Genomic DNA, 20131 nt, shown 5'->3' with positions numbered 1-20131 from the left:
TACATTATGTAGTTTTTTCGTAATCAATGTTTTCTTTGTTGGAAAAGTTGTAGTAACGATTTAACATAATCACTCTCTGTAGAAACCGATATATTATCCACACCACTCTGCCTGAAAGCAATGTTCTTATTATTTTGCAAATTCTCCCACCAGGATCTGTAAGCATTCCTTACCCTCTTGGATGATGTATCAATCCATTGCTCACCACCCGTTTCAGGATCTCTCACCTTCATCAGTCCAACTGACTTCAGATTAGTGCTTAACTCATCATACACCTGGATTGCCACTATATCATGCTTGTTGTTTGCAATCTGCAAAGCCTTGCTATAGTCGGCAGAATCTATAAAGTCCGATATTAAAAATGCCGTGCATCTTTTCTTGATAGCATTAGTCATATACCTTATTGCCATATTGAGGTCGGTACCCTTACTATCCGGTTCAAAGCCCAATATCTCACGAATAATAAAAAGTATATGCTTCTTCCCTTTTTTGGGAGGTATAAACTTTTCAACTTTATCAGTAAAAAATATCACACCTATCTTATCATTGTTCTGTATTGCAGAGAAAGCCAGTGTTGCAGCTATTTCGGCTACCATATCACGTTTAAGAACCGATCTGGAACCAAAGCCCAAACTCTCCGACACATCAATCATCAGCATTACAGTAAGCTCACGCTCCTCCTCAAAAATCTTTATATAGGGTTTATTATAGCGGGCAGTAACGTTCCAGTCGATATCTCTCAGGTCATCACCATACTGATACTCCCTCACTTCAGAGAAAGCCATACCTCTTCCCTTGAAGGCTGAGTGATATTCTCCCGCGAAAATATTTCGGGAAAGACCACGCGCTTTTATCTCAATATGCCGTACTTTTTTAAGTAGTTCAGTTGCTTCCATCTATACCCTTATGCTCTTTCAGATTAAGGCACCTCAACCTTGTTCAGTATCTCGCTGATAATCTCTTCAGAGGTTAAATTGTTTGCTTCTGCCTCATATGTTAATCCAATTCTATGTCGCAGAACATCGTGGCATACTGCACGAATATCTTCAGGAATCACATACCCGCGTCGCTTGATAAAGGCATATGCTCTGGCAGCCAGAGCAAGGTTGATAGATGCACGGGGTGATGCTCCGAAATCGATCATATCTTTTAAACCTGACATGCCGTACTGCTCAGGGAAGCGGGTTGCAAATACAATATCAACAATATATTTACCTATCTTTTCATCTATATAAACTTCCTGTACAACTTTACGTGCTTCCAGTATCTCATCTGTTGAGACAACAGCACCATCAGTTGTAATCGGTTCAAATATATTGCGCTGAATAATCTGTGCTTCCTCCTCTTTTGTTGGATATGAGATAACTACCTTAAGCATAAAACGGTCAACCTGTGCTTCCGGCAGCGGATATGTACCTTCCTGCTCTATAGGGTTTTGTGTTGCCATTACCAGGAATGGATTTGGCAACCTGTATGTTTGTTCACCAATTGTAACGTTACGTTCCTGCATAGCTTCCAGAAGTGCACTCTGAACTTTAGCAGGTGCGCGGTTAATCTCGTCAGCAAGAACAAAATTAGCAAATACAGGACCATGTTTAACCAGGAACTCTTCGTTGCGCTGACTGTATATCATGGTTCCAATCACGTCCGCGGGCAGAAGGTCAGGAGTAAACTGAATACGGTTGTATTTTGCATCAATTAGCTGAGCCAGTGTTTTAATAGCCAGTGTTTTTGCCAACCCCGGCACACCTTCAAGCAGAATATGACCGTCAGACAGTAACCCTATCAACAGTGATTCAACAAGATGTTTCTGTCCAACTATTACCCTGTTCATCCCGGTAACCAATGTCTGTACAAAGGCACTTTTGCGCTCTATCCTCTCGTTTAACTCTTTAATATCAACAGTTTGGCTCATAAAATTTAATTGTTAAATGGATGTCTGTTTCACGAATCACAAATTTAGGAATGTTAAAGCGGTTTCATAAACATTTGTGGTTAAAAAAGATTAAGTAAATGAGATCAGTAAGTCATTCCAAACACTTCTGCAAAAGCCTCTTTCATTCTTTCTGAAACATCATTCATATCAATTTTTCTGTTAACCTCCTTTTCAATTGAAGTTACCCCTCTGTCGGTAAATCCGCAGGGATTGATATAATCAAAATAAGATAGATCAGTATTGACGTTAAGGGCAAGACCATGCATTGTAACAAAACGGCTCACTCTGACTCCTATTGCGCATATCTTACGCGCTTTAACCGGATCTTTTGAATCAATCCACACCCCCATGGCTTTCTCATCTTTATCACCTTCCAGACCGAAATGTTTTAATGTTTTAATCACTACATCTTCCAGCATGGAGATATATTTTTTAATGCCTATACCATACTCTTCAAGGTCGATAATCGGGTAAACCACAAGCTGACCAGGTCCGTGATATGTTATATCTCCACCCCGGTCAATTTCGTGGAGGTCGATATTTCTACTCTCACACAGATGTCTTGCAATCAGCAAATTCTGTCTGTTCCCACTTTTGCCGATTGTAAAGACATGCTCATGTTCACAGAACAGAAGATATTGCTTCAGGCTCTTTTCAGAGAAACCTTCAAGTCCCTCTTTTCCCTTCATATCAATTTTTTCATTGACAACCAAGTCAAATAACTTCTGCTGATAATCCCAGGCATCCTTATAACGTATTCGCCCAAGATTCTGAAACTCAACCCTCTTCATTACACCTGTTAACTCCCTCACTAAATTATTATTTAGAAACTTCTGATTTATTGTGTAATCTCAATCCTATACTCATCTAATTAGATATGCCTTTCCGCATGATAGGAAGAACGGACCAAAGGACCACTCTCAACAAACTGGAAACCCTTTTCGAGTCCTATTTCCTTATATCTCTTAAACTGATCTGGCTTTATGAACTCCTTTACTGTAAGATGCTTTTTGGTGGGTTGCAGATACTGACCAATTGTAAGTACCCTGCAACCTACATTAATAAGATCATCCATGGTCTGTATAACCTCCTCCTCAAGTTCACCCAAACCAACCATGATTCCTGACTTAGGTTTCGCCTTTCCACTTTTTGCAATTGTCTCAAGTGTCTTCAGACTGGTGTCATACTTTGCCCTGCTGCGGATCTTGGGTGTAAGTCTTCTTACTGTTTCCATATTATGAGAAACAATATTAGGTCCTGAGTCAATCACAAGGTTAATATGCTCCTCTACCCCGTTAAAATCAGGAATGAGAGTCTCAATTGTCACATGCGGATTAACCTCTTTAACCTTTCTTACAGTTGTTGCCCAGAATCCGGCACCACCATCTGGCAGGTCATCCCTGTCAACACTTGTAAGCACCACATGCCTCAGTTCCATACTCTTGATACTTTCTGCCAGTCGCTCCGGTTCACCCCAGTCAACAATGCCTCTTGGACTGCCGGTCTTTACTGAGCAAAATCTGCATGCTCTTGTGCATATATCTCCTAAAATCATAAATGTTGCTGTGCCTCTGCCCCAGCATTCTGACATATTTGGACATTTGCCGCTAACGCAAATTGTGTGTAGTTTTTTTCTCGCTATAACATCTTTAACATTTAGATACTCCTTTCCCTGAGGGAGAGATATCTTCAGCCAATCAGGCTTTCTTGTCATTAATTCCGGTTTATTTTCCATAATAATTAACTATGTTTATGCACGTTGTAAAAAAACAACGAGTCATTATGTGATTTTAAAATGTAACTACTGACAAAAATACGATTTTATTCCACTTTACACTAATTCGTATCTGTTCATTGCATTTTTTAAGCAGGTACAATTCTATTTGTAACGTCAAAAACTCTATCTTTGCATTTAAACTTAACACAAAATAAGCGAGTTGGATTTCCAATTAATTCATACAGATACAAAATCGAACGCGAGAGCGGGACTGATCAAAACCGATCATGGTGAAATAGAGACTCCTGTCTTTATGCCTGTTGGCACCGTAGGCAGTGTCAAGGCGGTACATATCAACGAACTGAAGAGCGATATTGGTGCGGAGATTATTCTTGGCAACACTTATCATTTATATCTCCGTCCGGGATTAGAAATCTTAAAAGGTGCAGGAGGTTTGCATAAGTTCAACAGCTGGAACAAGCCGATGCTCACCGACAGTGGAGGTTTCCAGGTATTCTCTCTTACGGAAAACAGAAAACTCACAGAAGAGGGAGCTGAGTTCAGGTCTCACATCGATGGTTCAAAGCATTTCTTCACTCCGGAGAAGGTTATGGATATTCAGCGTACTATAGGTGCTGACATTATTATGGCATTTGATGAATGTACTCCGGGAGATGCTGACTATGCTTATGCCAAAGAATCACTTGAACTTACTGAACGTTGGCTGGAAAGATGTATTAAGCGCTTTAATGAGACCGAATGTCCGTATGGTCATAAACAATCTCTTTTCCCAATCGTACAGGGGTGTGTATATCCCGATCTTCGCCGCCGTGCTGCAGAGAATATCGCGGCACTGGAAGCTGATGGCAATGCTATTGGCGGATTAGCGGTAGGTGAGCCAACAGAGAAGATGTATGAGATGGTAGAGCTTGTAAATGATATTCTGCCAAAAGATAAACCCCGCTACCTCATGGGTGTGGGAAAGCCTGAAAATCTTCTTGAGGCTATTGAAAGGGGTGTGGATATGTTCGACTGTATAATGCCTACCCGTAATGGCCGCAATGGACAGATCTTCACCAAACAGGGTGTTATGAACATGCGTAACGAGAAGTGGAAGAACGACTTCTCTCCTATAGAGGAGGATGGTGCTTCTTATGTAGATACTCTCTATAGTAAGGCATATCTTCGTCATCTTATCAACAGCAACGAAATACTGGGATTACAGATTGCCTCAATTCATAATCTGGCTTTTTATATCTGGCTGATGAAAGAGGCTAGAAAGCATATTATCGATGGCACTTTTTCTCAGTGGAAGCCGATGATGATTGAAAACGTTACACGCAGGTTATAGAGATCCTGATTTTTTATACCTTTGGAGCCAATATATTTAATTGCATGAGAATAGATAGGGATTATTACAGAATACAAAAACTTGATTGGTATATAATCAAGAAATTCCTGGGAACTTTTGTTTTCATGATTGCACTGATTATATCTATTGCAGTGGTATTCGACATAAATGAAAAGATTGATAAGTTCATGTCAAATAATGCAACTATTCATGGTATTATATTTGACTACTATCTCAATTTTATCCCATATTACACCAATCTATTCAGCCCTCTCTTCGTATTTCTTGCGGTTATCTATTTTACATCCAAAATGGCTAACAATTCAGAAATTATCGCAATACTCTCAAATGGCATAAGCTTCAGACGATTACTAAAACCCTACATGATCTCTGCTTTTGTTATAGCTATGTTTACATTTGTTTTCGGCAGCTTTATTATTCCACCGGCAAACTCAACTCGTATAGAGTTTGAACAGACATATGTTGACCCGAGAAAGAAGAAAACGGGTGACAGGGATATACAGTTTAAGGTGGGACCGGGCACTATAGTCTATTTTGATAATTTCGACCTGGCAAGTAATACCGGTTATAACTTCTCGATGGATCACTTCAATGATCTTGAACTTGACTCAAGACTTACTGCTCAGACTATTCGATATGACTCGGCATATAAATGGACAATCCGTAACTATCAGATACGAGAGTTTGACGGTATTCATGAGAAAATCACTACCGGCACATCTATTGATACTACTCTGTATATTGTTCCTAACGACTTTATCATAGCCTCTTCTGATCAGCAGATGATGACTTCTCCTCAGCTTAGGAGTTATATAAAGAGTCAGAAAGAGCGTGGAATGGGAAACATACAGCCATTTCAGATTGAATACCATTCACGTATTGCAATGGTATTTTCTGCTTTTATACTTACTATTATAGGTGCCTCAATCTCTGCACGAAAGGTAAAGGGTGGCATGGGTCTTAATATCGGTATTGGACTGGCATTAAGCATGGCTTATATCCTCTTTATGACTGTAAGCTCAACCTTCGCGGTGAAGGGTAATATGAGTCCTTTTGTTGCTGCCTGGATCCCCAATATTATTTTTAGCGGTATTGCATTCTTTATCTATAAGAAGGCTCCGAACTAACAGTTAAACCCGAACTGCAGGGCAACAGTTTAGAGTGATTGGAGGACAAGTTAAACTTATTAGTTAATTAAATCGTCTGATTATTATGAAACGAAAAATATTACTATTGACTCTACTGGTATGCGCAACCATTGTAAGAGCGCAGACAAACTACCCTGTTGTGGTAATTGAAACCAACTATGGCACAATGAAGGCTATTTTGTATGATGATACACCTGTGCATAGTGAGCATTACCTTAAACTTATTAAAGATGGATATTTCAACGGAACACTTTTCCACAGAGTAGTAAAGAACTTTGTTATACAGGGAGGTGCACAGGACTCACGAAATGCTCCTCCTGGGATACAGATAGGAAGCGGTCGCTCTGACATGGAACTGATGCCTGAATTCAGAAAAAACAGGGTGCACAAAAAAGGTGCACTCGCTGCACCCAGAAAAGGGGATAATGAAAATCCGCAGAAGAAGTCCGACGCTTCCCAGCTATATATTGTACATGGACAAAAATATAGTGAGGGGCGACTGGATACAATGGAGATGGTAGTGAATGTGCCAATAAAGAATCAGTTAATAAGAACCTATTATAGTCCCCACAAAGCACGACTGGACAGTCTTGCCAAAATTGGAGAAAAGCAGGCTTTTAATAATTTACTGGATTCTACTCTCAGTATAGTTGACTCGCTATATGCAATTGCACCGGGAAAATTCATCTGGCCGGAAGGTGTTAAAGAGGCATACTCATCTGTTGGTGGAGTACATCACCTTGATGGTGAATATACCGTTTTTGGTGAGGTGATAGAAGGCTTAAGTGTTATCGACAAGATTGCAGCATTAGAGGTAGACGAAAGAAGCCGCCCAAAAACCGATGCAAAAATTATAAGAATATATGTAGAATAAAATATATTTCTGTAACTGGATTTAAAACAAAATAATCTAACCACTCCGGTTAGATTATTTTGTTTTCTTTTTGCAGACAATTACTACTCAATATTTTTTCTGACTTCAGTCAAAAAGCTCTTCATCCTCTGAGAATCTTTGTTGTCGATAATATCAATCAGCTCCTTAAGCTTCTCCCGAATCTGTTCAACCTGCCCTGATGTGTAAGGATTGAAAAGTATCTCCGTTAAAAGAAAATCATCCTCAGAGAGCAAGCCCTGAGCAATATTCATATGACGTTTGAAAGTAGTACCCGGTGCATCCTGATGCTTCATTACAGAAGCAAATACAAGGGTGGATGCAAACGGTATTGATAATGAGTAGGCAATTGTCTCATCATGCTGTTTAAAAGTGTATTCAAATACATTTAGTTTCAAACCTTTATAGAGGTCTCTGAAGAATACTTTGCCAAGATGCGACGACTCAGTAATGATAATTGCGCTCTGTGTACTTAAATCACTCAGACTTGCAAAGGTGGGTCCAAACATTGGATGTGTTGAAACATAGGGGTGGTCGCACTTTTTATAGAACTCCTCTAACCCTGTCTTAACAGATGCAATATCACTAAGGATACAGTTCTTAGGAAGATATTCAAGTACGTTGTTAAATGCTTCAATAGTGAATTTTAGCGTAGCTGCATTTATAACCAGCTCAGGAGCAAACTCCTTCACATCGGCAGGGTCAGTCATCCTTTGCGTATTATAAATAAACCTCATCTTTTTGGGATCTGTATCCAAAACAGCCACCTCATGATCGAAACTGAGCACATCAGCAAAAAATGAACCCATCTTACCTGCGCCAAGAATTAATATTCTCATTATACTATTTAAATTATTCTATTGTCAAATTCTCTATACAGTCTGAAAAACTATATTTGAGTGTTCTAACTCTATTATGCTAATTAATAATCTTCCTATTCAGCCGATTTATTTCCCTTTTTCTCCCTCTCCATAATCAGCATCTGTTGTCTGACCGACTCCGAATGAATGGCTTCAAGTATTTTTTTTACAAAATCTCCCGACATCTCCATTCTCTCACCCTGGTATGCACGGTCGGTCAAAATCTGATCATATCTCTGTGTCTGAAGGATTGGCATATCATGCTCAAGCTTATACTGTCCAATTTCTCTGGATACACGCATTCTCTTGGCCAGAAGCTGCAGTAACTCATTATCCAGCTCATCAATCTGCTCACGAAGTACCGACAGGTCTTCTGTTGTTTGCACAGTATCGCGAATAACAATCCTGTCGAGAATATCTTTAAGAGCAGCAGGTGTAATTTGCTGTGCTTTGTCGCTCCACGCATCATCTGGTGAACAGTGAGTCTCTACAATCAGACCGGTATAGTTGAGGTCCATGGCCTGCTGACTAAGCTTGAATATCAAATCGCGACTACCTCCAATGTGACTGGGATCGCAAAGAATTGGCAGTGTCGGGAATCTGCGTTTAAGCTCAATTGGGATGTGCCATTGCGGCAGATTACGATAGACTGTTTTATCTGTTGTGCTGAAACCGCGATGTATCACACCAAGCTTTTTAATGCCTGCATTGTATAGTCGCTCAAGTGCACCAATCCACAGCTCCAGATCAGGATTAACAGGGTTCTTAATCAATACAGGTATATCAACACCTTTCAGGGTATCTGCAATCTCCTGTACTGCAAACGGGTTGGCAGCTGTACGGGCACCAATCCAAAGCAGGTCGATTCCATACTTCAATGCCTCATAAACATGTTTTTCAGTTGCCACCTCTGTAGACATATACATGCCTGTCTCTTTCTCTGCCTCTTTCATCCATTTCAGTGCAGAACTTCCAATCCCTTCAAAACCACCCGGCTTTGTTCTTGGTTTCCATACTCCGGCTCTGAATATTTTAACTCCGGTTGCAGCAAGTTGTTTTGCAGTGGTCATCACCTGCTCTTCAGTTTCTGCACTGCAGGGACCCGCGATAACCAATGGTCTCTTTGCATCTATTCCCGGTAATAAAATTGATTCGAATTCCATATCTTAATTATTTAATTTTCTGTTTTAATTTTATTTTCTATTCTTCTATATGCTTCTTTGATCAGGTCGACCGACGACCCTAATGAGATGCGTATAAATCTCTCTCCATTACTTCCGAAGATAAACCCCGGAGTAATAAATACATTTGCTTTATATAGTATATCATTTATAAACTCTTCACTGCCAGACACCTCATCGGGGAGTTTACCCCATACGAACAGGCCGACCTGACTTTTATCATATCTGCAATTTAGCAGATCCATTATTTTCTCTGCCCATACCCTTCGCTCAGCATAAATCCTGTTCATATCTGTATGCCACTCGTCGCTATTGGAAAGAGCTGCTACAGTTGCCAACTGCATAGGTTTAAACTGCCCGCTATCAATATTACTTTTTGCCTTGAGTACCCATTTTACAAACTGTGCATTTGAGGAAAGCATACCCATGCGCCAGCCTGACATGTTATGCGATTTACTCAATGAGTTCAGCTCTATGCAGATATCTTTTGCACCGGGAACTGAAAGAATGCTCATGGGTTTATCATTCAGTATAAAACTGTAGGGGTTATCATGACAGATTATGATTTCATGCTTTTTCCCGAAAGCAACCAGCTTCTCGAACAGCTCGGTAGATCCTTTTGCTCCGGTTGGCATATTAGGGTAATTTACCCACATAAGTTTAACACCTGACAAATCCATCTTTTCCAATGCATCAAAATCGGGATACCAGCCATCATCTTCCAGCAGGTCATACTCTATAACTTTTGCTCTGAGCAGATTGGAAACCGATCTGTATGTAGGATACCCTGGATTGGGAACCAATACTCCATCACCCACATTCAGGAAAGTCATTGATATATGAAGAATACCCTCTTTTGATCCAATCAGAGGCAACACCTCGTCAACAGAGAGATCAACATTGAAAAAACGCTTATACCAACCTGCATATGCTTTCCTAAGCTCAGGTATACCGGTGTATGGCTGATATGCGTGAACATCTGGTCGCTGTGCCGATAAACAAAGTGTCTCTATAGTCAATTGCGATGGCATACGGTCGGGTGCCCCGACGGCAAGACTAATCACATTCTTACCTTCTGCATTCATTCGTGCAACTTCAGCAAGTTTCACAGAGAAGTAATATTCTGATATCGATTTTATATGTTCTGCCGGTTCAATACTCATAATATCTTATAATGTTCTTTATTACTTTTTCTACTACCTGTTATTTTATAACTACTTTACTTATAACCAGTTCTTCTTACTGATCCTGATTCATTTTATGTTTCTCTTCGCGGTACTCACCGAGTACTTTCAGATTACTTATCAGAGGCATTATTGCATCAATCGATTGCTTATAACGGTTATAATCGCTAAAAGTTAGATCGATGTAAAACTGATACTCCCACTCTCTGCCTACTATTGGGAGTGACTGAATTCGTGTCAGGTTGATACCGTAGAAGGATAATACTGATAATACTTTTGACAGACTCCCCTCATTATGAGGAAGTATGAATACGAGAGATGATTTATTTATATTATTCTCTTTCTGTACTTCACGCAGCATATCACCTTTTGCCAGGATTAGGAAGCGGGTGAAGTTTCTTTTATTTGTCTCTATCCCCTCTGCAAGAATATCCAATCCATATATCTTTGCGGCAAGACTACTGCATATTGCAGCTGTTGACCTCATATTCTTCTCCTTTATATCTCTGGCTGCCAATGCTGTATCATCATGCTCAACAATCTTGATACCGGTCAGTGTATCGAGAAACTCTTCACACTGCATCAACGCCATCGGATGCGACATAACCTCCTGCACTTCATCAATTTTTACTCCAGGCAAGACTGCAAGTGAGTGCGAAATCCGCTGTTTCTGCTCTCCCGCTATCTGTAATTTGTTTAATTTCAGAAGATCATGATTTTGCAATAAACTACCGGCAATGGTATTCTCTATTGCCATAATACCTATAAGATCCGGATCTTTTTCTGCCTCAATAAATATATCCTTAAATGTGCTGCAAGGCACAATTTCCAGTTCCTCACCCTTAAAATACTCACGTGCTGCGATTTCGTGATATGCTCCTACTCCACCTTGTATGGCTACTCTTTTCATACTCTTTCTTATAAAAGAAAAAGTCCCATCGTGTTATCGACAGGACTTTATTTTATTTTGATATGTTTTTTATCTTCATTTTTTGCATATAAAATCCTGCCTTCACCTACTAAAGTAAAAGTAAAAACCGAAAGAATATGCAAAAATTGAATTGTTCACTTTATTGCTTTTTTTGTGATAATGAGTGCAAATGTACTAAATTTTTTATATTTCCAAACAATATGACGAGAAAATATTACAAGTAGCACTCATTCATCACATTTCGTAAAATCCATCTGCGGTTATTATAAAAATCTTGTTATATTTGCCATTTAAATTTCCCGGAAACTATATTATATTAACTTAATAAATACACAATGTTTAAAAATCATCCAAAGGGCTTGCTGGCTGCTTCGCTGGCAAATATGGGAGAGAGATTTGGTTTTTATACCATGATGGCTATACTCTCGTTGTTTATAATGACAAAATTTGGTCTCGACGAGACTCAAACAGGTATCATCTACTCAATCTTTTATGCATCTATCTATCTGCTTGCACTGGTAGGAGGATTGCTGGCAGATAAAACCCGTAATTACAAGGGAGTTATATTAACCGGGCTGCTACTGATGACTCTCGGTTACATCATTATTGCTATTCCAACTCAAACTCCGGTACCTGCCGATAAGTTTGGTCTACTTCTGGCTTTAACATCTTTTGGTCTTCTTGTTATCGCTTTTGGCAACGGTCTTTTCAAAGGTAACCTGCAAGCGCTGGTGGGACAGATGTATGACAATCCTCAATATGCTAAAATGCGTGACTCAGGATTCCAGCTGTTCTATATGTTTATAAATATTGGTGCAATTTTCGCTCCATTTCTTGCTATTTGGGTAAGAAACTGGTGGGTTGAGAAAAATGGTTTCACATATATTGCTGACCTGCCTGACCTTATTCATCAATATCTCGGAAATACAATTACTCCTGAAGGGGTAAACAGACTTCAGCAACTTGCTTCTAATGTTGGTCACACTGATCTTACAACATTTGCAAATGAGTATCTGAATGTGTTTACTACTGGATTCCATTATGCTTTTGCAGTTGCAATTTTTGCAATGCTTATCTCTTTGGTAGTATTTATTACAAACAAAAACAGATTCCCAGACCCTGCAAATAAAAAGGTAGTAGCAGAAAACGGTGAGGCTATTGTTGAAATGGATGTTAAAGAGGTTAAACAGAGACTATACGCACTGTTTGCAGTTTTTGCAGTGGTAATCTTTTTCTGGTTCTCTTTCCATCAGAACGGACTCACACTTACATATTTCGCAAAGGACTTTACCAATCTCAGTCTTATAAAGATCGACCTGGGAGTTGTTACTCTTCAGGGAGCTGAAATATTCCAGTCGATTAACCCATTCTTCGTAGTATTCCTTACTCCAATCATCGTTGGCTTCTTCGGATGGCTGAGAGCTAAAGGCAAAGAGCCCTCAACTCCAAGAAAGATAGCAATAGGTATGGGTATTGCTGCATTAGCATACGCTGTAATGGCATTAGGCTCAATGGGTCTGCCACTGAAATCGGAAGTTGACGCTATGGGTGGATTAACCGACGCAGCTCGTGTAACACCATGGTTACTTATCGGAACCTACTTTATTCTAACTGTGGCAGAGCTGTTTATCAGCCCACTTGGTATCTCCTTCGTATCTAAAGTTGCACCTCCAAAATATCAGGGAATCATGCAGGGTGCATGGCTTGGAGCAACTGCAGTTGGGAACAGTCTGCTGTTTATCGGAGCAATCTTCTATACATCATTCTCAATGACTGTTACATGGATGCTGTTTGTAGTTGCGTGTCTCATATCAATGTTCACTATGCTTGCAATGGTGAAATGGCTTGAGAAAATTGCAAAATAGAGCAGATTATAAAATCAGTATAAAGTCAGGGAGCTGTTCCAATAGTACAGCTCCTTTTTTATTATCACTCCAGATTATTTACCATCTCATGTAACTTTCTCACTGTATTAACATTTCGGATAGTTATATGTCTGTACAGGTCGGTCCCTACCAGTTTTACCATATTACTTTTAGTGTAATCCTTCTCTCTAACATTCCACACCAGTGCACCCGGTACATATTTCACATTGTCTACCTCCTTATACTTTATAATATCGAGCACCCCGGGGTAGTCATACTTTTCCCATAAGAACAGAACATCTGTTCTCATCTCATCATTCTTTACCCAGTCTGCCGGTATCTCTCTGCAGATGGCATCCAGGTGATTACTGTTAATAACAACTATTTTTAGATCGAGCTGAAACTCATCTTTCACAGCCTGCTCAATGATTCTTGCAAGTTCAGCTTCACTGCCTCCACCACTTTTTTTAAATATTACATTCCCCGAATTGATATATGTTACCACATTTTCAAACCCTGTACGTTCGAGCAGACTTTTAAGCTTTTTCATATCAACCTTGTTATTTCCACCTACGTTGATTCCTCTGAAAAGTGCAATATAGATCATAGACTTAATGAATTGAACCTTAATCTCACTATTAAAACAGTATAACATTTTTGTATTTAAAACAGTTTAATAGGACTCTTACCGGCTCCTTATATTTGTCTTACATTACTCTTACATTGGTCATACCTTCTTCTTATATACTTTATTTAAACAGGTAGATTTTAAGGTCCGGACAAGACTGATATAGAATGGTTTTACTTACAAATTATGCCTATTTATTATTGATAGATATCATGATCGGTTGATAACTTCTGCCGATAATCCAAAAAATAATGCTCTATTTTCCGTATATTTGCCTGTACGGATCCTCAAAAAATCTTACATCTCAGATATGCAACCATTTGTACATTTACACGTTCACTCTCAATATTCGTTGCTCGACGGGCAGGCAAGTATCGCACGGCTGGTAGATAAAGCCCACGGCGATGGCATGAAGGCTATTGCACTTACCGACCATGGGGCAATGTATGGTATTAAGGAGTTTCTCAACTATGTAAATAAGAAAAACTCACCTGTAAAATCAGAAATAAACAAAATTAAAGGTGAGATAAAAAAATTGGAGAGCACTGAAGGAGATAGTGATCAGATTAAGCAGCTGAAAGCCAAACTGACTGAAACAGAAAAAAAACTTTTTAAACCTATAGTGGGATGCGAATGTTACCTGGCACGCAGGGACAGGTTTCAGATGAGTGATAAGGTTGATGGAAGCGGATGGCACCTAGTGGTGCTGGCCAAGAACCTAAAGGGTTATAAGAACCTGATCAAGATTGTTTCGAAGAGCTGGACAGAAGGTTTTTACTACCGTCCACGTATAGATAAAGAGCTGCTGGAGAAATACAGTGAAGGATTGATAGTTTCATCCGCCTGCCTTGGTGGTGAGATATCAAGAAAGGTTGATAACGGTCAGATTAACGAAGCTGAAGAGGCTGTACAGTGGTACAAGAGGGTATTCGGCGATGATTATTATATTGAGCTGCAACGCCATAAGACTGATCGTCCGGATGCTGATCAGACCACCTATCCAAAGCAGCAAAAGGTGAATGAGGAGCTGATAAGAATTGCAAGAAAATATGATGTCAAGCTGATTGCTACCAACGACGTACACTTTGTGAACGAGGAGGATGCTGATGCGCATGACCGACTGATATGCTTGAGCACCGGCAGGGATTTTGACGACCCTGACAGAATGAGGTATTCTAAACAGGAGTGGCTTAAGACTACCGCTGAGATGAATCAGGTTTTTGCTGATATTCCCGAGGCTTTATCAAACACTCTTGAGATTGCAGACAAGGTTGAGTTTTATTCAATCGATAATCCTCCGCTGATGCCTTTCTACCCTATTGACCCTGAATTTGGTACTGAAGAGCAGTATAAGCAGAAGTACAGCGAACAGGATCTAATTGATGAATTTGGAGAGGATACATTCCACCGTCTGGGTGACTATGACAAAGTGATACGAGTTAAGTTGGAGTCGGATTACCTCACCCACCTTACAAAAAAAGGAGCCCAGATGCGGTATGGCGAGAATCTTAATGATGAGATTATTGATCGACTGAAGTTTGAGCTTGACACAATAAAGAATATGGGGTTCCCCGGGTATTTCCTTATTGTACAGGATTTCATAAGTGCAGCAAGGGAGATGGATGTTGCAGTTGGACCGGGTCGCGGTTCAGCAGCTGGTTCAGCCGTTGCATACTGCCTCAGGATTACAGATATCGACCCACTAAAATATAACCTCCTTTTTGAGCGTTTCCTGAATCCCGACCGTATATCTATGCCTGATATCGATATCGACTTTGATGATGAAGGTAGAGGCAAAGTGCTTAGATGGGTAACTGAAAAATATGGGAATGAGAAGGTTGCACATATTATTACTTATGGCACTATGGCAACAAAGATGTCAATCAAGGATGTTGCCAGGGTTCACAAGCTACCCCTTGCAGAGTCGAACAGACTAGCTAAGCTTGTACCTGACAGGATACCGAATAAAAAGCTGAACCTGGGTAATGCAATCGAGTTTGTACCTGAACTCAAAGAGGCTGCAGAGAGCAGCGACCCTCTGGTGAGCGATACGTTAAAGTATGCTCAGATGCTTGAGGGTAATGTTAGAAGTACCGGAGTTCATGCATGCGGTGTTATTATTGGACAGACCGACATATCGGATGTAGTGCCTATTAGTACTGCTGAAGATAAGGAGACCAAAGAGAAGCTTCTGGTTACTCAATTTGAAGGCTCTGTGATTGAGGAGACAGGTCTGATAAAGATGGACTTTCTGGGGCTCAAGACTCTTTCTATTATAAAAGATGCTATCACCAATATAGAAATAAACCGTGGCGTAAAGATCAACATTGATGAGATTGATATGGAAGATAAAAAGACATATCAACTCTATTGCAACGGACAGACTACCGGAACATTTCAGTTTGAGTCTGCCGGTATGCAGAAGTACCTGAAAGAGCTTCAGCCGAGCAAGTTTGAGGACTTGATTGCGATGAATGCCTTATATCGCCCTGGTCCGATGGAATATATACCTGAGTTTATCAGGCGTAAGCATGGAAGGGAGGAGATCAGTTACGACCTCCCGATTATGGAGAAATACCTGAGTGAAACGTATGGTATTACGGTTTATCAGGAACAGGTGATGCTTCTGTCGAGATTGCTTGCCGACTTCACCCGTGGGCAATCGGACGAGCTGCGCAAAGCGATGGGAAAGAAGCAGATCGACAAGATGATGGCCCTTAAGGAAAAGTTCCTTAGTGGCGGAAAAAAGAATGGCTATGATGAGAAATCGCTGAATAAGATTTGGGCCGACTGGGAAAAGTTTGCTTCTTATGCATTTAACAAATCTCATGCTACTTGCTACTCATGGGTTGCATATCAGACTGCCTGGTTAAAAGCTAACTACCCTTCTGAGTATATGGCTGCGGTTCTCTCAAACAACCTCAACAATATTACTGAGATCACAAAGTTTATGGATGAGTGCAAGGCAATGGGTATCAATGTGCTTTCGCCCGATGTTAATGAATCTCTCCTAAAATTCTCTGTAAACAAAGAGGGTGATATCCGTTTTGGGCTTGGTGCAATTAAAAGTGTTGGTCAGGGTGCTGTAAACGATATTATTGAGGAACGAAACAAAAACGGTCAGTACAAAGATATATTTGACTTTGTTGAAAGGGTAAACCTATCATCAGTGAGCCGTAAGATTATTGAAGCGCTGGCACTTGCAGGCGGATTTGATTCTTTGCCAAACATTAAACGAGAACAGTTTTTTGCTCGAAACAGCAAGGATGAGGAGTTTATAGACACTTTAATCCGTTATGGCAGTAAGTACCAGATGGACAAAATGGAGGCAATGACCTCTCTGTTTGGTGATGACACTTCATTTCTGATATCACGTCCCGAGATACCCAATACCGGGAGGTGGTCGGATATGGAGCGACTGAATAAGGAGCGTGAGTTAATTGGCATCTATCTGTCTGCACATCCACTTGATGATTATGAGTTTATACTGAAATATGTGTGCAGTGCCGACACTCTGAAACTTCAGGATCTTGACGCTCTCAATGGAAGAGATATAACTTTTGGAGGAATGGTGACAGTAGTTAGGGAAGGCCAAACCAAAAGAGGCTCACCATACACAATCTTCAAAATAGAGGATTATTACGGCAGTTTTGAGATAGCTCTGTTTAGCGAAGACAGTGTAAACTTTAGCAAATATGCACGAATAGGACTGGCATTATACATACAGGCTAAAGTACAGCCCAAACGATTCAGACCTGACGAGCTGGAGGTTAAGATAAGCAGTATCAATCTTTTATCCGAAATGAAGGATAAACTTGTAAATAAGATCACGCTGCAAATACCTCTGACTGAATTAGATGACACCGTTGTTACGGAATTATCAGCTCTGGTAAAAAACAATTACGGAAATTCGTTGTTATATTTCAATATCATAGGTGAGGAGTCACATATGAATATACAACTTTTTTCACGTTCAACCAAGATACAGGTGAACAAACGATTTATCGATTATTTAAAGGATAACCTGCTAATCGATTTCAAAATAAATTAACAAATAAGTAAGAAATAATATGGCATTACAAATTACAGATGCAACCGTAGAAGAGGTGTTGCAAACAGACAAATTGGTAGTTATTGACTTCTGGGCAGAATGGTGCGGACCTTGCAAAATGGTTGGACCAATTGTTGATGAGATCAGCAATGAATACAAAGACAAAGTAGTTGTTGGAAAACTAGATGTTGACAATAATGATGAAACCACATCAAAATATGGAATCAGAAATATTCCTACAGTATTGTTCATCAAGAACGGTGAAGTAGTAGACAAGGTTGTTGGTGCAGGCCCAAAGAAGCTATTCACTGACAAGATTGACAAACTGATTTAATAGAGATATCAGAGACACTGCTAACAATCAGCAGATATAAAAAAAAGCATCCCAACACATTTAAGTGACTGGGATGCTTGTTTTTTTTTAGATGCACCCTGAATTAATACTCATCTTCGTTGAAGAAGAAATCCTCCTTACTTGGGTAATCAGGCCAGATATCTTCAATTGATTCAAAGATCTCGCCTTCCTCTTCTATCTCCTGAAGATTTTCAATAACCTCCAATGGTGCGCCCGAACGTTGAGCAAAATCAATCAACTCATCTTTAGTAGCGGGCCAGGGAGCATCTTCCAATTTTGATGCTAATTCAAGTGTCCAATACATTGATATATAATTTAATTTAAACTTCTAATTTTCCGCAAATGTATAAAAACTTTTCATATATCCCCCTGTTCCCAGAATATTTCTTGTGAAGATTTGTTACTTTCAAATCTGGCAAGCAGGAAGAAGTAGTCTGACAAACGATTTAAGAAGATCAGCACTTCATCTGCCACTGGGTATTTTTCTGCCACACTATAAACATTTCGTTCAGCCCTGCGGGTAATAGTTCTGCATATGTGCGCTCTTGATGCTGATTCATTGCCTCCGGGAAGCACAAAGCGGTTTAACCGGGGAAGTTCACTATCCAGCAGATCAATCTGTTTCTCCAGTCGTTCAATATCTTTATCCGATAAAATACTAGCCTCTTTGGGCTGTTTTGTCTCCGTTTCAGTGGCCAGATATGAACCAATGGTAAACAGTTTATGCTGAATATAACGGAGAAAATCATTGTGCTCAGGCTCCTCAACAGAGCAGTTTAGCCAACCGATGTGACTGTTAAGCTCATCTATCGTACCATAAGCTTCGAGGCGTATATGAGTCTTAGGAACCCTTGTACCACCTACAAGTCCGGTTGTCCCCTTATCACCTGTTTTGGTATATATTAAACTCTTCTTCATTTTCAGATTTTATACTCTATAATGTTGTTTATAAAATGCAGATCGCAGAAAAGCAATTCCTGTTCTGTTCTTATAATCAAATGTAACATTTATTCTTGCATCATTAACGATACAACGCCATAATTGTTTACTCCCTTTACTGTTGATATTATTGATAACCCAGAATGTGTTTTCATTGCTGATTTCAAACAATCTGTCCAATGAAGATACAAAATTATTCTCTGAATCCAAATTCATAAACAACGCGTCAAATTTTTCTCTCAGAATAGTTTCATTATCAAACACATTCAGTTTATCTGCTTCGACTGAGGTATATACTGTTTTTGAAGATGGAGCTAAGATATATTGAGTACTAATCCCATCACCTGGATTGATCTCCAGTATTCTTTTAGGTTTGAAATGGTTCACAAGTCTGAAAAGCATCTGATTGCACTCTTCGTAAGGATCATATCCCACCCTGTTTGCAATATCAGCGAATGCATAATATCCATAAGGAGAATAAAGTACTTGAGTAATCAGGTTAAAAGCGAAAGGAGAGTGAACCCCGTAACCCTTAGATTGTCTCTTACGTAACAACCAACTGATAAGCGCCATAATCAGCCTTTTTCGATCAAAACAACAGCATAAGCAGTAATACCCTCTTCTCTTCCAACAAAGCCCATTTTTTCGGAAGTAGTGGCCTTAATAGAGATCAGGTCGGTGTCGATACCCATCACTTCTGACAATCTTTGCTGCATTGCCGGAATAAATGGATTTAGTTTAGGTTTTTCTGCACATATGGTACTGTCGATATTATTCACAGAATAACCTTTATCTTTAAGCAGTTTGATAGTTTTCCTCAATAATATGGAGCTGTCAATATTTTCATATTCATCGGAAGTATCGGGAAAATGGAATCCTATATCCCTCAGATTTGCAGCACCAAGCAGTGCATCACATATTGCATGGATCAGGACATCAGCATCAGAATGCCCTTTCAGGCCAAGATGATAATCAATTTTGATACCACCAATCCAAAGATCGCGACCTTTCTGCAACTGATGCATATCATAACCAAAACCAACTCTTAACATCGTGAGAATAGATTAAAATA

General features: G+C 39.8%; 19 protein-coding genes. 6 read left to right on the top strand and 13 right to left on the bottom strand.

The window, feature by feature from the left end; all coding sequences use genetic code 11:
* Positions 1 to 23 precede the first annotated feature (23 nt).
* From BN1354_RS11370 to lipA, 4 genes are all read right to left on the bottom strand, one after another.
* Positions 24 to 896, bottom strand: coding sequence for a DUF58 domain-containing protein (locus BN1354_RS11370; RefSeq protein WP_053827168.1), 873 nt, complete (start codon positions 894 to 896; stop codon positions 24 to 26).
* Positions 897 to 919: 23 nt separating this feature from the next.
* Entirely contained in the window at positions 920 to 1915 is a 996-nt protein-coding gene (locus BN1354_RS11365) for an AAA family ATPase (RefSeq protein WP_045090389.1), read from the bottom strand.
* A gap of 104 nt (positions 1916 to 2019) precedes the next feature.
* On the bottom strand, positions 2020 to 2727 hold the full coding sequence (gene lipB / locus BN1354_RS11360; protein WP_045091010.1) for a lipoyl(octanoyl) transferase LipB: 708 nt from the start codon (positions 2725 to 2727) through the stop codon (positions 2020 to 2022).
* An 80-nt stretch (positions 2728 to 2807) separates the two neighbouring features.
* On the bottom strand, positions 2808 to 3671 hold the full coding sequence (gene lipA, locus BN1354_RS11355; protein ID WP_053827167.1) for a lipoyl synthase: 864 nt from the start codon (positions 3669 to 3671) through the stop codon (positions 2808 to 2810).
* A gap of 202 nt (positions 3672 to 3873) precedes the next feature.
* Between lipA and tgt the strand changes: the two genes are divergently transcribed.
* The 3 genes from tgt (at position 3874) to BN1354_RS11340 (ending at position 7047) form a co-directional block, all read left to right on the top strand.
* A complete protein-coding gene (gene tgt, locus BN1354_RS11350; protein ID WP_045090391.1) occupies positions 3874 to 5004 on the top strand; it encodes a tRNA guanosine(34) transglycosylase Tgt in 1131 nt (376 codons plus the stop codon).
* Positions 5005 to 5048: 44 nt separating this feature from the next.
* Positions 5049 to 6152: an LptF/LptG family permease gene (locus BN1354_RS11345; protein WP_053827166.1), complete on the top strand. Its 1104-nt coding sequence runs from the start codon at positions 5049 to 5051 to the stop codon at positions 6150 to 6152.
* Between the two features lie 85 nt (positions 6153 to 6237).
* Positions 6238 to 7047: a peptidylprolyl isomerase gene (locus tag BN1354_RS11340; protein ID WP_053827165.1), complete on the top strand. Its 810-nt coding sequence runs from the start codon at positions 6238 to 6240 to the stop codon at positions 7045 to 7047.
* A gap of 83 nt (positions 7048 to 7130) precedes the next feature.
* Here BN1354_RS11340 and BN1354_RS11335 read toward each other — a convergent pair whose 3' ends face one another.
* From BN1354_RS11335 to BN1354_RS11320, 4 genes are all read right to left on the bottom strand, one after another.
* The gene (locus BN1354_RS11335) at positions 7131 to 7904 is read right to left on the bottom strand and encodes a prephenate dehydrogenase (RefSeq protein WP_045090394.1); all 774 of its coding nucleotides are present in this window, start codon (positions 7902 to 7904) and stop codon (positions 7131 to 7133) included.
* A gap of 95 nt (positions 7905 to 7999) precedes the next feature.
* Positions 8000 to 9088, bottom strand: coding sequence for a bifunctional 3-deoxy-7-phosphoheptulonate synthase/chorismate mutase type II (locus BN1354_RS11330; protein WP_045090395.1), 1089 nt, complete (start codon positions 9086 to 9088; stop codon positions 8000 to 8002).
* Between the two features lie 11 nt (positions 9089 to 9099).
* Positions 9100 to 10269, bottom strand: coding sequence for a pyridoxal phosphate-dependent aminotransferase (locus BN1354_RS11325; RefSeq protein ID WP_045090396.1), 1170 nt, complete (start codon positions 10267 to 10269; stop codon positions 9100 to 9102).
* Between the two features lie 76 nt (positions 10270 to 10345).
* Positions 10346 to 11200, bottom strand: coding sequence for a prephenate dehydratase (locus BN1354_RS11320; RefSeq protein ID WP_045090397.1), 855 nt, complete (start codon positions 11198 to 11200; stop codon positions 10346 to 10348).
* 356 nt (positions 11201 to 11556) lie between these two features.
* Here BN1354_RS11320 and BN1354_RS11315 point away from each other — a divergent pair, with 356 nt between their 5' ends.
* Entirely contained in the window at positions 11557 to 13086 is a 1530-nt protein-coding gene (locus BN1354_RS11315) for a peptide MFS transporter (protein ID WP_053827164.1), read from the top strand.
* 64 nt (positions 13087 to 13150) lie between these two features.
* On the opposite strand, the gene BN1354_RS11310 is transcribed toward BN1354_RS11315, so the two are convergent.
* Entirely contained in the window at positions 13151 to 13741 is a 591-nt protein-coding gene (locus BN1354_RS11310; RefSeq protein ID WP_197272059.1) for a DUF1697 domain-containing protein, read from the bottom strand.
* A gap of 283 nt (positions 13742 to 14024) precedes the next feature.
* On the opposite strand from BN1354_RS11310, the gene dnaE reads away from it, so the two are divergent.
* Positions 14025 to 17765 carry a DNA polymerase III subunit alpha gene (gene dnaE / locus BN1354_RS11305; RefSeq protein ID WP_053827281.1) on the top strand — a complete coding sequence of 1247 codons (3741 nt, stop codon included), beginning with the start codon at positions 14025 to 14027 and terminating at the stop codon, positions 17763 to 17765.
* Positions 17766 to 17784: 19 nt separating this feature from the next.
* Positions 17785 to 18099 (top strand): thioredoxin, encoded by a 315-nt coding sequence (gene trxA, locus BN1354_RS11300; protein ID WP_045090401.1) that lies wholly within the window; start codon positions 17785 to 17787, stop codon positions 18097 to 18099.
* 103 nt (positions 18100 to 18202) lie between these two features.
* Here trxA and BN1354_RS11295 read toward each other — a convergent pair whose 3' ends face one another.
* From BN1354_RS11295 to ispF, 4 genes are read right to left on the bottom strand one after another with little or no spacing between them, the layout of a single operon-like run.
* Positions 18203 to 18424: a DUF2795 domain-containing protein gene (locus BN1354_RS11295; protein WP_045090402.1), complete on the bottom strand. Its 222-nt coding sequence runs from the start codon at positions 18422 to 18424 to the stop codon at positions 18203 to 18205.
* A 53-nt stretch (positions 18425 to 18477) separates the two neighbouring features.
* Positions 18478 to 19038, bottom strand: coding sequence for a cob(I)yrinic acid a,c-diamide adenosyltransferase (locus tag BN1354_RS11290; protein ID WP_045090403.1), 561 nt, complete (start codon positions 19036 to 19038; stop codon positions 18478 to 18480).
* Positions 19039 to 19047: 9 nt separating this feature from the next.
* Positions 19048 to 19632 carry a class I SAM-dependent methyltransferase gene (locus tag BN1354_RS11285; protein ID WP_045090404.1) on the bottom strand — a complete coding sequence of 195 codons (585 nt, stop codon included), beginning with the start codon at positions 19630 to 19632 and terminating at the stop codon, positions 19048 to 19050.
* Positions 19633 to 19634: 2 nt separating this feature from the next.
* The gene (gene ispF, locus BN1354_RS11280) at positions 19635 to 20111 is read right to left on the bottom strand and encodes a 2-C-methyl-D-erythritol 2,4-cyclodiphosphate synthase (protein WP_045090405.1); all 477 of its coding nucleotides are present in this window, start codon (positions 20109 to 20111) and stop codon (positions 19635 to 19637) included.
* Positions 20112 to 20131 lie beyond the last annotated feature (20 nt).

The sequence above is a fragment of the Lascolabacillus massiliensis genome (assembly GCF_001282625.1).
Lineage (GTDB): Bacteria > Bacteroidota > Bacteroidia > Bacteroidales > Dysgonomonadaceae > Proteiniphilum > Proteiniphilum massiliensis.
Note: the sequence above shows the minus strand (reverse complement) of the source record. Positions and strands in the feature narration are given on the sequence as shown.

Coding starts and splice junctions, on each gene's coding strand:
- BN1354_RS11370 (WP_053827168.1), bottom strand. CDS start 896: ATGGAAGCAACTGAACTACTTAAAAAAGTACGGCATATTGAGATAAAA.
- BN1354_RS11365 (WP_045090389.1), bottom strand. CDS start 1,915: ATGAGCCAAACTGTTGATATTAAAGAGTTAAACGAGAGGATAGAGCGC.
- lipB (WP_045091010.1), bottom strand. CDS start 2,727: ATGAAGAGGGTTGAGTTTCAGAATCTTGGGCGAATACGTTATAAGGAT.
- lipA (WP_053827167.1), bottom strand. CDS start 3,671: ATGGAAAATAAACCGGAATTAATGACAAGAAAGCCTGATTGGCTGAAG.
- BN1354_RS11345 (WP_053827166.1), top strand. CDS start 5,049: ATGAGAATAGATAGGGATTATTACAGAATACAAAAACTTGATTGGTAT.
- BN1354_RS11340 (WP_053827165.1), top strand. CDS start 6,238: ATGAAACGAAAAATATTACTATTGACTCTACTGGTATGCGCAACCATT.
- BN1354_RS11335 (WP_045090394.1), bottom strand. CDS start 7,904: ATGAGAATATTAATTCTTGGCGCAGGTAAGATGGGTTCATTTTTTGCT.
- BN1354_RS11330 (WP_045090395.1), bottom strand. CDS start 9,088: ATGGAATTCGAATCAATTTTATTACCGGGAATAGATGCAAAGAGACCA.
- BN1354_RS11325 (WP_045090396.1), bottom strand. CDS start 10,269: ATGAGTATTGAACCGGCAGAACATATAAAATCGATATCAGAATATTAC.
- BN1354_RS11320 (WP_045090397.1), bottom strand. CDS start 11,200: ATGAAAAGAGTAGCCATACAAGGTGGAGTAGGAGCATATCACGAAATC.
- BN1354_RS11315 (WP_053827164.1), top strand. CDS start 11,557: ATGTTTAAAAATCATCCAAAGGGCTTGCTGGCTGCTTCGCTGGCAAAT.
- BN1354_RS11310 (WP_197272059.1), bottom strand. CDS start 13,741: ATGTTATACTGTTTTAATAGTGAGATTAAGGTTCAATTCATTAAGTCT.
- dnaE (WP_053827281.1), top strand. CDS start 14,025: ATGCAACCATTTGTACATTTACACGTTCACTCTCAATATTCGTTGCTC.
- trxA (WP_045090401.1), top strand. CDS start 17,785: ATGGCATTACAAATTACAGATGCAACCGTAGAAGAGGTGTTGCAAACA.
- BN1354_RS11295 (WP_045090402.1), bottom strand. CDS start 18,424: ATGTATTGGACACTTGAATTAGCATCAAAATTGGAAGATGCTCCCTGG.
- BN1354_RS11290 (WP_045090403.1), bottom strand. CDS start 19,038: ATGAAGAAGAGTTTAATATATACCAAAACAGGTGATAAGGGGACAACC.
- BN1354_RS11285 (WP_045090404.1), bottom strand. CDS start 19,632: ATGGCGCTTATCAGTTGGTTGTTACGTAAGAGACAATCTAAGGGTTAC.
- ispF (WP_045090405.1), bottom strand. CDS start 20,111: ATGTTAAGAGTTGGTTTTGGTTATGATATGCATCAGTTGCAGAAAGGT.